This is a genomic window from Arthrobacter sp. 1088, assembly GCF_031455315.1.
Classification (GTDB): domain Bacteria; phylum Actinomycetota; class Actinomycetes; order Actinomycetales; family Micrococcaceae; genus Arthrobacter.
Genome location: NZ_JAVDSM010000003.1, coordinates 171749 through 184937, shown reverse-complemented (window position 1 = coordinate 184937; position 13189 = coordinate 171749). Strand labels below are relative to the sequence as shown.

11 protein-coding genes are annotated in these 13189 nt (G+C 61.1%); 3 read left to right on the top strand and 8 right to left on the bottom strand.

The genetic code is table 11. From position 1 onward, the window contains the following. Positions 1-31 precede the first annotated feature (31 nt). The 6 genes from J2Y41_RS05795 to J2Y41_RS05770 form a co-directional block, all read right to left on the bottom strand. Positions 32-1576, bottom strand: coding sequence for a glycoside hydrolase family 32 protein (locus tag J2Y41_RS05795; RefSeq protein WP_309927037.1), 1545 nt, complete (start codon positions 1574-1576; stop codon positions 32-34). Continuing rightward, positions 1573-2625 (bottom strand): LacI family DNA-binding transcriptional regulator, encoded by a 1053-nt coding sequence (locus J2Y41_RS05790; protein WP_309927036.1) that lies wholly within the window; start codon positions 2623-2625, stop codon positions 1573-1575. Before J2Y41_RS05790 ends, J2Y41_RS05795 begins: the two co-directional genes overlap by 4 nt. A gap of 15 nt (positions 2626-2640) precedes the next feature. Continuing rightward, positions 2641-4020 (bottom strand): right-handed parallel beta-helix repeat-containing protein, encoded by a 1380-nt coding sequence (locus J2Y41_RS05785; RefSeq protein ID WP_309927034.1) that lies wholly within the window; start codon positions 4018-4020, stop codon positions 2641-2643. Positions 4021-4067: 47 nt separating this feature from the next. Continuing rightward, positions 4068-5021, bottom strand: a complete 954-nt coding sequence (locus tag J2Y41_RS05780; RefSeq protein ID WP_224166609.1) for a carbohydrate ABC transporter permease — start codon at positions 5019-5021, stop codon at positions 4068-4070. Next, positions 5021-5908: a carbohydrate ABC transporter permease gene (locus J2Y41_RS05775; RefSeq protein ID WP_224091233.1), complete on the bottom strand. Its 888-nt coding sequence runs from the start codon at positions 5906-5908 to the stop codon at positions 5021-5023. Before J2Y41_RS05775 ends, J2Y41_RS05780 begins: the two co-directional genes overlap by 1 nt. Before the next feature lie 85 nt (positions 5909-5993). Next, positions 5994-7274, bottom strand: a complete 1281-nt coding sequence (locus J2Y41_RS05770; protein ID WP_309927030.1) for a sugar ABC transporter substrate-binding protein — start codon at positions 7272-7274, stop codon at positions 5994-5996. 395 nt (positions 7275-7669) lie between these two features. On the opposite strand from J2Y41_RS05770, the gene J2Y41_RS05765 reads away from it, so the two are divergent. The 3 genes from J2Y41_RS05765 to J2Y41_RS05755 all read left to right on the top strand — a co-directional run bounded on the left by J2Y41_RS05765 (position 7670) and on the right by J2Y41_RS05755 (position 11950). Then, positions 7670-7852 carry a hypothetical protein gene (locus J2Y41_RS05765; protein ID WP_309927028.1) on the top strand — a complete coding sequence of 61 codons (183 nt, stop codon included), beginning with the start codon at positions 7670-7672 and terminating at the stop codon, positions 7850-7852. A gap of 179 nt (positions 7853-8031) precedes the next feature. Then, positions 8032-9237, top strand: a complete 1206-nt coding sequence (locus tag J2Y41_RS05760; protein WP_309927027.1) for a NosD domain-containing protein — start codon at positions 8032-8034, stop codon at positions 9235-9237. Positions 9238-9361: 124 nt separating this feature from the next. Beyond that, entirely contained in the window at positions 9362-11950 is a 2589-nt protein-coding gene (locus tag J2Y41_RS05755) for a GH32 C-terminal domain-containing protein (protein WP_309927025.1), read from the top strand. 13 nt (positions 11951-11963) lie between these two features. Here J2Y41_RS05755 and J2Y41_RS05750 read toward each other — a convergent pair whose 3' ends face one another. Further along, entirely contained in the window at positions 11964-12731 is a 768-nt protein-coding gene (locus J2Y41_RS05750) for a copper homeostasis protein CutC (protein ID WP_309927023.1), read from the bottom strand. A gap of 9 nt (positions 12732-12740) precedes the next feature. Continuing rightward, positions 12741-13157 carry a thioesterase family protein gene (locus J2Y41_RS05745; RefSeq protein WP_224093867.1) on the bottom strand — a complete coding sequence of 139 codons (417 nt, stop codon included), beginning with the start codon at positions 13155-13157 and terminating at the stop codon, positions 12741-12743. Between the last annotated feature and the right edge of the window lie 32 nt (positions 13158-13189).

Genomic DNA, 13189 nt, shown 5'->3' with positions numbered 1-13189 from the left:
ACCTCCCTCTACCGTTCGGGGAGCCTCGGGATCAGGACAGTGAGCTGACGGCCAGTTTCCGGACAGTGGCCGTGCCGCCTTCCACGCGCAGATCTGTGCCCAGGCTCCCGGGCAGGGGAAAAACAAGATCACTCAGGACAACGCTGCCGTCTTGGGCGAAGACCTCCACCGACTGGTCCACGATAATACGCAGCCTCAGCACACCGCCGTCGAGCTTCACTGGCGCCGACTCTGCCGACGCAAACTTTTCGTGGAAGGCAGTGTTGCCGGAATTGCGGCGATCCAGGATGAGCTGACTCGTTACGGCATCAAAGCTGAGAACCGTTGCGGCGCTCCCGTCCGGGGCGCACAAAAGCCTGAACGCAATGGTCCGGGCCGAGCCGGGCAGGATCTCAGCCTCGATCAGCTGGGCTGATCCGGTCATGGCGTCGGGCAGTTGCACCGCGGAGTCGTGAAGTTCGGCATCCTGAAGAATGTTGGCCGGCGTCCCGGAATCCAGCGGCAACACCGGCGGAAGCACCGGCCGCTGCACCAGGCGCGGCAAGCCCTCTACGGTCGCGAGTTCAACCTCGCGGGCAAGCGACATGCCCGAGCGCCACGGGGCCGTGGGCAAGGAGTTGGCATAGTCCCAGTTGTTCATCCAACCGATCATGATGCGGCGGTTGTCCGGGGTGTTGCTGAAGGAGACCGCTGCATAGTAGTCACGTCCCCAGTCCAGCCACAGGCATTGCCTGAGATCGATGGTCCCGTCAGCGTCCGGTGAAACGAGCGAATCAGGATCGGCAGTGAACCGCACGCCATCGAAGTGGCCCACGAAGTACTGCCCTCCCGAGCCACCGGCCACGGCACCAGGATTGACGTTAACCACCAGGACCCACTTGACGTTCTCCGGATTGCCATCGACGCGGAGCGGGAACAAGTCCGGGCATTCCCATTCGCCTTCCGACGAGTTCGCGGGGCCGAAAGTACTCAGGTATTCCCAGTCCTTCAAATTGTCCGAGCGGTACATAACAACCTGCTGATGCTGGGCCTCCACGGCCACCATCACCCAGCAGGACCCGGCAGAGCCCTCATAGCGGAAAACCTTGGGATCCCGGAAATGGGCCGAGCCCCGGCCAAGCACCGGATTGCCTGCATATTTGCTCCAGGTTATGCCGCCATCTGTGGAGAACGCGAGGGACTGTGCCTGTGTCCCCTGATGCGTCGAGCCTTCCTTGAAGGCGCTCGTGTAGATGGCTACCAACGCCGGATCTTCCTCTGTGCCGAAGCCCGACGTATTGCCGTGGTCCACCACGATGCTGCCGGAAAACACGTCTTCTTCCTCATCGCAGGCGATGGCAACCGGGTGTTCAGTCCAGTGCAGGAGGTCTGTTGAGGTGGCATGCCCCCAGGACATGTTGCCCCAGACATTGTCGAACGGGTTGTTTTGGTAGAAGAGGTGATAGAGGCCCCCGTGCCAAACCAGTCCGTTGGGGTCGTTCAACCAGGTGTTCCTGGCCGTGTAGTGAAGGATCGGGCGCACCGATGGGGCGGCGTCTTCGCCGGGACCGGCACGGTGGGTTGTTGTTTCAGTCATCGGAGGTCTTTCGGGAGGGATGCGACGGAATCGCGAAGAACCATGGGGCAGGGAAGAACGGTGGGGTGGGTGGCGAACAGCTGCAGGTCGGTTTTCCCTTCGATGGCATCGATCAGGTTTTCCGTTGCCCATGCGCCCATCTCGTAGTGCGGCAGTGCCACCGTTGTCAGCGCGGGGTAAAGGTTTTCGGCAATGAGCTCCTGGTTGTCGAAACCAACGAAGGAGATGTCCTCCGGAATCCTGAGACCGAGTTCCGCAGCGGCCCGGTAGGCGCCCATGGCCATGCGGTCGTTGTAGCAGAACACGGCCGTTGGCCGGCTCTCAGGTTTCAGCAGGCGCAGCGCCGCCTGGTAGCCACCAGGCATCTCCGAATGCTCGGACTGGACCAGTTCTTCGTGGAACGGCAGCCCGGCGTCTGCCAACGTTTCCTTGAAGGCGCGCAACCGGGAGTGGGTTGCAGGCACGTCGTCGGTGTTGTTCAGCATCCCGATCCGGGTGTGGCCGGCGTCGATCAATGTCTGCACGGCCGACCTTGCTCCACCCACCTCGTCGGGGATGACGGAGGAAACAGTGTGGCTGATGTCTTCGGAGTCCACCAGGACTGCAGGCAGTCCTGCCAGATTCCTGGGCACAGCCAGCTTCCGGTGATACATCGTGGCGTACAGAATGCCATCCACTTGCCGGTCCAGCAGGTCCGCCACCTGGCTTTCCTTGGACTCCTGGGTGCTGGTGCTGGTGGAGTTGATGATCATGATGTTGTAGCCCCGGCGCTTGGCAGTTTCCTCTGAGCCGAGGATGATCCTGCCTGCATGCGGCGTGGTAGCGATTTCCTCGCTGATGAACCCGATCATTCCTGAACGTTGCGTCCGCAGGGCTTGTGCCAGCCGGTTAGGGCCGTACCCCAGACGGTGCGCGGCTTCCTGGACCCGCTCCCTGGTTCTGGCGCCCACCCGGGCGTAGGCAACATCGTTCAGGACGTGGGAGACGGTGGTGACCGAAACCCCGGCCTCTGCCGCCACATCCTTGATACCCACTGATCTATTGGTCATTGGTCCCCCACGTCCTCATGATGTTGGTGCTGATCCTGCGATCGAATCAGCATGTGCCGTCTGGAAGCCGACTGTCGGTGTGGCCCTCAAGGCGTTGACAGTCCTATCTGCAATAACCTGCGCGTCAGTCCCGGAATCCAGGACCGTATTCCGGGCGGATCCGGATTCGACCAGGACGGCCGTAACAGCGAGCCCGTCGGAAGCACCTGTGGTCAGCAGGGCGTCCACCTGGGCAGAGAAGCAGGAATCACTGGATGTGGAGTGAACGTCCATCGCCACCACATGGTTGTTGGAGACGAAGTTTCCAGCCCCCTCCAGCAACCGGATGATGACCGGCGTCGCACCTGCGGGACGGATGCTCTGTGCGTCGATGACCTCGGAGAAGTGGTTGCCCACCACAGAGTTGTTGCTCCCGCTAACGCAGAGAAGCCCGTAAAGATCGTCCAGCCCGTTATCGACTCCCAGGAAGGGTGTCCAGGGCTCATGGTCACGCAGGAAATGGTTCGTTGCCACCAGGTTCTCGGAACTGTTCGCGGCAAGGACCACCATCCCGGGGTAGAACGAATGCAGACGGTTGTTGGTGACGCTTGAACGCGTGACGCCGTCCAAATAGACGCTGCTCGCACCCCTGGGGAAGATGTTGTTCGCGGTTATAAGGAGCCCGCCATGGTTCCTGGCGTAGATCGAGTGGCCCTTGAAACCTGCCCCGATCAAATTGTCGGTGATCTTGGACGCCTGTCCCCAACCGCGCAACTCGATGCAGCTTCCACACTCGGCGATGAAGTTATCGTGAATGGAAAGCGCGTCGGCGTTATGGATCGTGAGGGCGTTCTCAAGGTAGATGAACCCCATCCCCGTGACGCGGAATGAGTCGTTGGCGCTCGCCACATAGATACCGGTCTTGCCGTTCACATAAGTGTTTTCCGGTGGCAGCCCCGAGCCGTCGGGGGTGAAGTGCAAGCCGTCGATGCAGAAGTTGGAGAACTCCACCGAGCTGATCCGGGGGCTCCCGCTTCGCTCAATGTAGAAGGCCGCCCCCTTGGCTTCGTCCGAGGTGGGCGGAAGATCGACAATAATGCGACTTCCTCCGGGCCACAGCTCGTGCAGATCAGGCCACTCCTCTTCGGGAACGTTGAACCTGATGCTCGAAGACGTAAAGCCGTGTCCCGAGCCCTGGATCCTGAGGAAGCTGATATCGATCACCACCTGCGTACGGAGGTGGTAGTCCCCGGGTGGCAGGTAGATCACCGCACCCGGCTTTCCTCCGTTGTTCACATCGGTAGCTGCCTGCCGGTCCTTGATATCGGCGATGATGCTGTTGATGACCTCGCCGACGTCTTCGGACGGGTTGCCGACCGGCCACGTAGTCACGTCGTAGTAGTTGTTGCTTGACATAGCTTCTGCCCTTTTTGTGGTGTGGTTTCCCAGCCCTTGACGGTATCTCAGCCCTTAACGGCGCCGAGCGTCATGCCTGCGACAATCTTGCGCTGCAAGAGAAGGGTGAGAAGGATGACCGGGATGGAGTAAACGGCGGCCAGCGCCGTCATGGATCCCCAGTCCAGGCCGAACTGGGTCTGGAAGTTCGCGATGACCACTGGAGTCGTCTGGGATCGGATGGCGGTCATCAGGAGTGCGAAGAGGAACTCGTTCCATGATGCGAGGAAGGCGAAGATCGCGGTGACGGCGATGCCTCCGGAAACCACCGGGATCACTACCCGCCAGAGCGCGCCGAGCCTGCTGCAGCCATCCACCGTTGCAGCCTCTTCCAGGTCGCGGGGAACGGCCTCGAAGAAGCTGGACATCAGCCAGATGGACAGCGGCAAGGAAATGGTGGTGTGGGCAATGGACAATGCGATCGGGGTATCCGCCAAACCAGCCGAAGCCATCATGGATGCCAGCGGAATGCCGATTGCTACCGGCGGCACCATGCGGGTGACCAGCGCGGCCATGATGAACACCCGGCCGCTCGGCGTCTTGTAGCGCGTGATGCCATAGGCCGCCGGGACAGCCAGGACCAACGACAGCAGGGTGCTGATGATCGCGGTCTGGATGCTGTTGATGAATGAAGCCAACACACCGCTACGGCCAAGGGCGTTCGCGTAATTCTCCAGAGTCCATTCTTTGGGGAGGATGGTAGGTGGAACGGCGATGGTGTCGATCGGGGTCTTGAAAGACGTAAACAGAAGGTACAGGAACGGGAATCCGTACAGCACCATGGCCGCGGCCAGCAGGATCCACAGAATGGTCCTGGTGCTGCGCCGCCCGGCTTCCAGGCCTTCGCGGTTGACGCCGCGGCGCTTGCGCGGGGCAACATGCGTAGCGGTTGAAACGGAACTCCTGGCACTCACGGCAGGCGCCTTCCCGCCGTCGGGCTTTGTTCGTTCGGCGACGCGCATCAGTTGTCCTTTCCTGGCCGCCAGATGGTGGCCACCGCGAAGAATGCGACGGCGAGCATCGCCAGCAGGTAGATAGTGCCCATGGCGCTGGCCAGGCCGGGATCGCCGAAGCGGATCATGGTCCGGTAGATCAGCAGGCTCATGGTTTCGGAGGCGGACTGCGGGCCGCCGTTGGTTTGGATGAGGATTGTGTCAAAGGCCCGGGCGGCATCGATTCCGCGGACCACCAGTGCCACGGCGATCACCGGGCGGAGGAGCGGAAGGATGATCTGGAACAGGAGCGCCGGTGCCTTGGCGCCGTCCAGGCGGGCTGCCTCGATGAGGTCGCCGGGGATGTTTTGGAGGCCGGCGAACAGCACCAGGCACATAAAGGACGTCGTGAGCCAGATATCGGGGACGGCTACCGAGAACAGCACGATATCCGGGTCCGAGAGCCAGCCGATCTGGTTTGGGTTTGAGAGGATGCCCGCTTGGTGCAGGAGGGTTCCGATGAGGCCGAAGTTATCGATCATCAGGAACTTCCAGAGCAGGCCGGCCACGATCGGCGCAATCATCAGCGGGTAAAGGAACACCGTTCGCCAAATCTGGGACTTGCGTCCCAGCGTGGTGAACAGGAGAGCCATCCCAAGGCCGAGCGCGAACTCGAGCGTCACCACCACCACTGTGTAAGCCAGGGTCCGCCAGCCGGCACCCATAAAGGCTTCGGAGGCGAACGCTGCCGCATAGTTTTGGAATCCGACAAAGTCACGCGGGCCGCCCGCGATGGGCGAGATCTTGAAGAAGCTGTCCGCGACGAGGCGGAACAGCGGGTAGGCCACGAACACGGCCAGGAACAGCGCCGCTGGGGTCATCAGGTATAGGGCGAAGCGGCGATCGGAGATACGCACGATTTTCTCTTCTGTTTGTTGGGGCTCTGTTGGTTGGGGCCGCGGCCGGCACTGGCTGAGTCTGCTGGTGCCGGCCGCGGAGCCTTTACTTGAGGAGGTCCTGGATCTGCTTCTTGGCGTCAGCCAGGAGGGTGGCGGAGTCGCCGCCGGCCACAGCCTTCTGCAGGAGCGGCACCAGCACGGTGTCCACAATCTGCTGCCACTTGGCTGTTGCCGGACGCGTTGCGGTTGCCTTGCCGTTGAGCGTTTCAATCAGCGGTTTGAAGCTCTCGTAGCCTGGCTGGTTCTGGTACTTCTCAAATGCTGAGATGCGGGAGGCGAGTCCAAGGCTGGATTCCACACCCATGCTGTTGTGGTCGTACGCGCACTTGACGAACTTCTTGGCGGCATCAGCGTTCTTGGTCGCCTTGGGTACTGACAGGTACCACGGGCCCGGAACACCCGCGACGCCGGCGCTGCCGCCAATCATCGCTGCAGCTCCAACCTTGCCTGCTACGGGAGAGTCCTTGGGGATCTGCCGGTAGGCGTGTGCCCAGAAGCGGGTCATAGCGGTCTTGCCCTGGTTGAACAGGTTCTGTGCCGCCGCCCAGTCAACCTGTGCAGCACCAGGAGGGGCGGACTTGGTGAGGCTGACGTAGAAGTCGAGCGCTTCCTTGTGGGCAGCGTTATCGATGACCACGTTGTTGTTCGCATCAAGGACCATCGGCGAGCCGGCCTGCAGGACGTGTGCGAGCCATTCCGTTTCCACGGCGCCCTTCACGTCCGTGCCGTACATGCCGTCCTTGGTGAAGAATTCGGAAATGTCCTGGTACTGCTTCCACGTGGTGGGGGCTGCCAGTTCATAGCCGTACTTTGCCTTGAAATCTGCCTTGTTCTTGGCGTCCTCGAAGAGATCCTTGCGGTACAGGATGATCTCTGCGTTGGTCCAGGCAGGCATGCCGATGAAGTGGCCATCAACGTTGGCTTCCTTCACGAGGGCGGGGAAAATGTCCTTCTTCGCTTCATCGGTGAACAGTTCATCGATTGGCTGGACTGCATCCTTGAAGCTGGGGAGCCACACGGAGTCCAACGCCGCGACGTCGAAGGAGACGTTGCCGGAGGAGAACTCGCTGGAGAGCCGGTTGAACATACCGTCATAGGGCAGTTCGACGAAGTTGACGTTGAGGCCGGTGTCTTTCTTGCATTGCTCGGCAACGCCTGTGAGCTCGGCGTGGCCGCCTGCTTCCACCAGGACGTTGACAGTGCTGGACGCGCTTCCGGATGTTGGTGCGGGGCCCCCGGCACCGCAACCCGTAGCTGCTAGTGCGACGGCAGTGCAGAGGCCGCCGAGTGTGACGAGTCTGGAGATGGTCTTTCGAGTGGACATCGCTGTCGACTTTCTCTTTGAACGGGACGTGAAAGATTCTGTGGGGATGAAGAATCGTTTTGCCAAAACGACTTGGCAACACCATAGGCCCGATTTCCGGGGTATGTCAAGCGTCACATTTTGGCTTCCCCAAGCTCTTGACGGGCTTGGTGGCCCAGCCCTAGAGTCATCGTCGCAGGCAGCTAAACCGTTTTGGCATATTTTGGCTGATGTGGGCAGGTTTTGGCACGCGTTGTGCCTCTTCCGGCTCACGCCTGTTCTTTAGGCCGACGCCGGTTCATTAGGCGGATTCTTATCCCGTCCGCCGGTTTCCACCCTTGGCCCGGTCCCTTCCCACCTCTCGTCCCACCTCTCGCCAGCGTCCCCGCTTGGGGACCCTATTCACAGGAGAACGCATGAAACCCATCCCGGACATCAGCCGACGAAGTGTACTCCGCGCGCTTACCGCATCGGCAGCAGTTGCCTTCGCCGTGGCAGCCACGGGCAGCGCTGCTGCCGCGGCACCATGGCAGGTGGCCGCAACGCCCGAGGCCGGTACTCAGGCCCAAGGTCACCGCCACCTGATCGGCGTTTTGTAAAGCAACCGTCTCTGTAGAACCACCCGTCTGTAGTACCACCGGGAACCACCGGAGGCGTGCGGCATCATGCGTCTAAGCGAGGCACGAGCGAGCATGCAGCGCACGGCGCCGGCGGTTCCGGACGCACTTGAAGAGAAGCAGCACAGTTCAGTCCCCCAACGATGTGAGGAGAACCAGCTTTGACCACCGTCTACGACGTCACCACCTGGAGCGTTCCAGGGAATCCGTCCGCCACCCCGTACAACGACATCGGGCTCATCATCAACAGCATCATCGCTGACATCAAGAGCCAGCAGACCAGCCAGGCGTCCAAGCCAGGTGCTGTCATCTACATCCCGCCGGGAGACTACTCCCTGAAGACCAGGGTGAATGTGGACATCAGCTTCCTGACCATCCGTGGATCGGGCCATGGCTTCACTTCGTTGAGCATCCGCTACAACGCCGGCAACACATCGGCCTGGCACGAGATCAACCCCGGCGCCAGCCGCGTCAGGGTGGAAAACACTGACGGGAACACGGACGCCTTCCGGGTCTACCGCACAGGTGATCCACGAATCAGTGGGGTGGTGTTCGAGAACTTCTGCCTTGACGGAGTCTCCTTCGGCTCCAACGAGAACGACTACACCAACGGGAAAACAGGCATCCGCTTCGATTCTGCCAACGATTCCTGCCGGGTGGAGCGCATGGGAATGGTGTACCTCGAGCACGGGCTCGTGGTGAGGGATACAGATGCCCTGAGCGTCAGCAGCAACTTCCTTGCTGAAAATGGATCATGCGTGGAACTGACAGGATCGGGCCAGGCCTCGAAAGTCACCGACAACCTTATTGGCGCCGGCTTCGTGGGATTCTCGATCTTCGCCGAGGGGCACATGGGCTTGCTGATCACGGGCAACAACGTTTTCCCCCGGGGTAAGAGCAGCGTGCACTTCAAGGACTGCACGCGCTCCTCCATCACGTCCAACCGCTTTCATGCCTTCTACCCCGGCATGGTGAACTTCGAGGGCAGTTGCACCGAAAACCTCGTTGGGGCAAACCACTTCCTGCGCCAGATGGAACCGTTCGATCCCCTCAAGCCTTACAACAACGGTTTGGATGATCTGTTCGGCCTGGTGCACATAGCGGGCAGCAACAACACCGTCATTGGAAACCACTTCAGCTACGACGTCGCCTCGGGATCGGTCACGCCGTCGGGGCAGACGCCCACCATCATCCTGGTGGCATCCGGTAACAACAACTACATCGCCACCAACAACACCGTCTCGGCCATCGCGGTGCACACAGTGGTCCTGGACGCATCGACTTCAGGGTCCAAAGTGTTGGACAGCGGCGATAGCAACCAGGTGGTTCGCTACGCGTCCAACTACGCGTTCAGGGCAACGCCGTAACTTCACGGCGTCATCGCACGACGTGAATATGAATAGCGAATAGCACGACGGCGGGCGTCGCCCTTCAGGCGTGTCCGCCGTCGTCATCCTGCATCGCAAGCCCCTGACGAAAGGTCTGTCAACGATGACAAGACGCACCAAAGCCCTGATGTCGATTGGGGCGGCCGTGGCACTCACCGCTGCCTCATTCTCCATTGCCACCACCGCCCAGGCCACCGATCCTGATCCGGCCACCCAGCAATACCGCCCGTACCTGCACTACACGCCGGAAGCGAACTGGATGAACGATCCCAACGGACTCGTCTTCCACAACGGGAAATACCACATGTATTACCAGTACAACCCCAACGGAACACGGTGGGGAGACATGAGCTGGGGCCACGCTTCCTCCACCGACCTGATCCACTGGGAGGAACAACCACTCGCCATTCCACGGAGTTTCAACGCATCCGGCCAGGTGATCGAGGAAATCTTCTCCGGATCAGTAGTGGTGGACACCCAGAACACCAGCGGGCTGGGGAGTGTCCAGAATCCGCCATTGGTGGCCATCTACACGAGCAATTACACTGCGGCCCACCCCACCCTCGCCGGTAAACAGGCCCAGTCATTGGCATTCAGCACCGACGACGGACAGACCTGGACCAAGTACGGCAACAACCCGGTCCTGAACAGGAACACGTCAAGCTTCCGCGACCCCAAAGTCTTCTGGTACGACTCCCCCACCGGCCCGGACTACTGGGTCATGGCAGCCGTTGAAGCCGACGAGCACCGCGTCCTCTTCTATAAAAGCAATGACCTGAAGCAATGGAACTATCTGGATGACTTCGGTCCCGCAAATGCCACCGGAGGGCAGTGGGAATGCCCTGATCTGTTCCCACTCGCCGTCGATGGTGACCCGAACAACGTCAAGTGGGTCCTCTCGGTGAACATCAACCCCGGAGCCGTCGCAGGCGGCAGCGGCGGACAATACTTCGTAGGAACCTTCAACGGCACTTCCTTCACCGCTGAAAACATCGATCCCGCCAGCCAGCTTCCCCCCGGAAACGTCCTTGCCGGCTTCAACAGTGGCAATTACAGCGGCTGGAACATCCAGAACGATCCTTCGAACAGTTCCGGGCCTTGGGGAAGCGCCCCCGCCTCCGGAAGTCTTTCTGGACAGATGGCGGTTACCGGCAACATCGGAGCCGGGCTGGTTAACGGCTTCCACGGTGGAGATGCTCCCGTGGGCACCATGGAATCAGCACCTTTCACGCTGGACAAGGACTACCTCAACTTCCTCGCCGGCGGCGGTAAACACCCGCAGGAAGCCGGCAAGCAGTCAGGAAACCAGGCGCCTCCGGGCTATCTGCTCTTCGACGGCTTCGACTACCCCGGCACGCTCACGCAAGCTGGCTGGCAGCTAACGGGTGACTTCCAGGCGGCACTTAACCCCTCGACGTCGGGCGGTGAATTCGCCATTGGAAAACGGATCAACACGTTCGAAGGCGGCCCGTACCAAGACAACAACGTCGGCACCATCACGTCTCCCGAGTTTTATCTGACCAACACCAACATCGGCTTCCTCCTGGGCGGCGGCAACCGCAGCGGCGGCGAACTCCAGGTTGAGCTGCTGGTTGGCGGCGTGCCAGTGCGCACTGCCACCGGTACGAATTCAGGGGACCTGAACTGGCAGAATTGGGACGTTTCCCCCTGGTACGGCCAGATCGCCCGCATCCGAATTGTTGATAACGCAACGGGGCCCTGGGGCCACCTGACTCTGGACAACATGGTGTTGGGCTCGGAGCAGGCGAAGCCCAGGAGCGCTGAAACCACAGTGAACCTTGTGGTCAATGGCCAGACCGTCCGTACCGCCACCGGCAGCGATTCCGAACATCTGGAGTGGAAAGCCTGGGACGTTAGCGCCTACAAGGGCAGCCAGGCCACCATCAAGATCGTGGACAACAACCGCGGCGGCTGGGGACACATCCTGGCCGACGAGTTCGTTTCCTCCGATGCCTCCCACCTGGAGCAGCACGATTGGCTGGACTGGGGCAGGGACTACTACGCCACGGTGTCCTTCAACAATGCTCCCAACGGCAAGCGCATCATGCTGGGCTGGATGAACAACTGGGACTACGGTCAGGACACTCCCACCACCACGTGGCGCGGAACCATGGCGTTGCCACGTGAAGTGGTACTAACCCAGACGTCCACGGGTCCGCGGCTGCGACAGCAGGTGGTGTCCCAGGCCGATACATTGAAGAACACGGCGGCCGCATACACGGCGTCAGCCCAGGACATCGCGTCAGGAACAACCACACTTCCCATTACAGGTGACGTGGTGCAGATTGACGCCGAGTTCTCTCCGGGGACGGCATCGGCGTTTGGCGTGAAAGTCCTCGATAACGGAACCGAAGCAACCCGCATCGGCTACGTTCCCGCCGCCAAACGGCTCTCCATCGACAGGACCAACTCGGGCAACGAGGGATTCCATCCAGCCTTCAGCTCAATAGAGGATCCGCGGGTCGAGTTGATCAATGGCAGGCTCCACCTGCGCCTGTACGTGGACCGTGCATCAGTGGAGCTCTTCGCCCAGGACGGCCTGACCACCATCACGGACCAGGTCTTTCCAAGCGCCGGGGCCACCAGCATCTCGGTTTTCTCGGAAGGAGGAACCGCACGGCTCGAAAGCCTGACGGTAGCTCCCCTGAACCAGGCAATGTGGGGAGGCTGACCCAGCAGTGGAACTAAGCCGGAGGAGCACCGAGTTCCAGCGCGTTGATCTCGGCCCGCGCCATGCGGACCGTTTCCCGGTCCGTCACGGTATAGGCGGTGGGGTCGGCGCCGTCCTGCGCGCCAAGGGATATGGCTCGTTGGCCCAGCGTAGAGACCGTTCTCTTGGCGGACATATGAACTGCTGAGAGGCCGGCCGCGTGCATCGCCGGAATATCGCCGAGCTGCAAGCCGCCTCCTGCCATGATTTCGAGTGCTCCGCCTGCCCGTTCCACCATCTCGGAAAGGGTGGCAAGGCCGGCACCTGCTGTGGCCTCGTGACCAGACGTGAGTACCCGGGTGAACCCGAGTTCCAGCAGTTGATCAAGGGCCGCCAACGGGTCCCGTGATTGGTCGATCGCGCGATGGAAGGTCAACTGCGCTTCAGGGCTCGCCAGCCGGGCAGAATCCACCAGCCGTTGGACCGCGTGAACATCGATATCGCCCTCTGCGGTCAGGGCGCCCACTACTACCCCGTGGGCGCCCTGAGCCAGCAGGTGACGTACTTCGTGCACCATGGTGTCCACGTCCGAGGCGGAATAGTGGAAATCGCCGGGGCGGCAACGCACCAGCGGGTGGATCTCAAGGCGTCCGTCAACATGTTCAATGCTGGCCTCCAGTAGTCCCTGGCTTGGCGTGATGCCGCCAAGTTCCAGGCTGCTGCAGAGCTCAATCCGATCGGCACCTTCGGATGCGGCCGTACCGGCACCCGTCGCGCTCACCACCGCGATTTCAAGTTTCATGGTGAAACTCTACGCGCGGTACCGCTCCAGCTTTTCCTTCTGGTCCGGAGTGAGCCTGAGGACCCTGCCGGTAGCCTCTGCCACGAAGGCCAGGTGCGTACTGGCTTTGACGCATTCTTCCTGTGTGACGGGGTCCTTGATGACGTAGTGAAGATCAAAGCTGGCCCCCTTGATGGCGCCAACCCAAATCTCCACCACGGCCGGGATGTTGCGGTATTCCAAAGTCCGCACATACCGGACCTTGTGCTCCACAACCAACGTCATGGTGCCCTCCTCAACATCATTGAAGAGGGCCGCCGGTGGTTCAACGCCCGGAAGGCCAGCGCCCCGTGGTGGCCCGAAAGCCGCGATTCGGGCTTCTTCCAGCATCCGAACGATCTGCACATTGTTGATGTGCCCGTAGGCGTCCATGTCACCCCAGCGCATGGGTACGAGTACCTCGATGCGCTGGGGTTCCA

Coding starts and splice junctions, on each gene's coding strand:
- J2Y41_RS05795 (WP_309927037.1), bottom strand. CDS start 1,576: ATGACTGAAACAACAACCCACCGTGCCGGTCCCGGCGAAGACGCCGCC.
- J2Y41_RS05790 (WP_309927036.1), bottom strand. CDS start 2,625: ATGACCAATAGATCAGTGGGTATCAAGGATGTGGCGGCAGAGGCCGGG.
- J2Y41_RS05785 (WP_309927034.1), bottom strand. CDS start 4,020: ATGTCAAGCAACAACTACTACGACGTGACTACGTGGCCGGTCGGCAAC.
- J2Y41_RS05780 (WP_224166609.1), bottom strand. CDS start 5,021: ATGCGCGTCGCCGAACGAACAAAGCCCGACGGCGGGAAGGCGCCTGCC.
- J2Y41_RS05770 (WP_309927030.1), bottom strand. CDS start 7,274: ATGTCCACTCGAAAGACCATCTCCAGACTCGTCACACTCGGCGGCCTC.
- J2Y41_RS05765 (WP_309927028.1), top strand. CDS start 7,670: ATGAAACCCATCCCGGACATCAGCCGACGAAGTGTACTCCGCGCGCTT.
- J2Y41_RS05755 (WP_309927025.1), top strand. CDS start 9,362: ATGACAAGACGCACCAAAGCCCTGATGTCGATTGGGGCGGCCGTGGCA.
- J2Y41_RS05750 (WP_309927023.1), bottom strand. CDS start 12,731: ATGAAACTTGAAATCGCGGTGGTGAGCGCGACGGGTGCCGGTACGGCC.
- J2Y41_RS05745 (WP_224093867.1), bottom strand. CDS start 13,157: ATGCGCTGGGGTGACATGGACGCCTACGGGCACATCAACAATGTGCAG.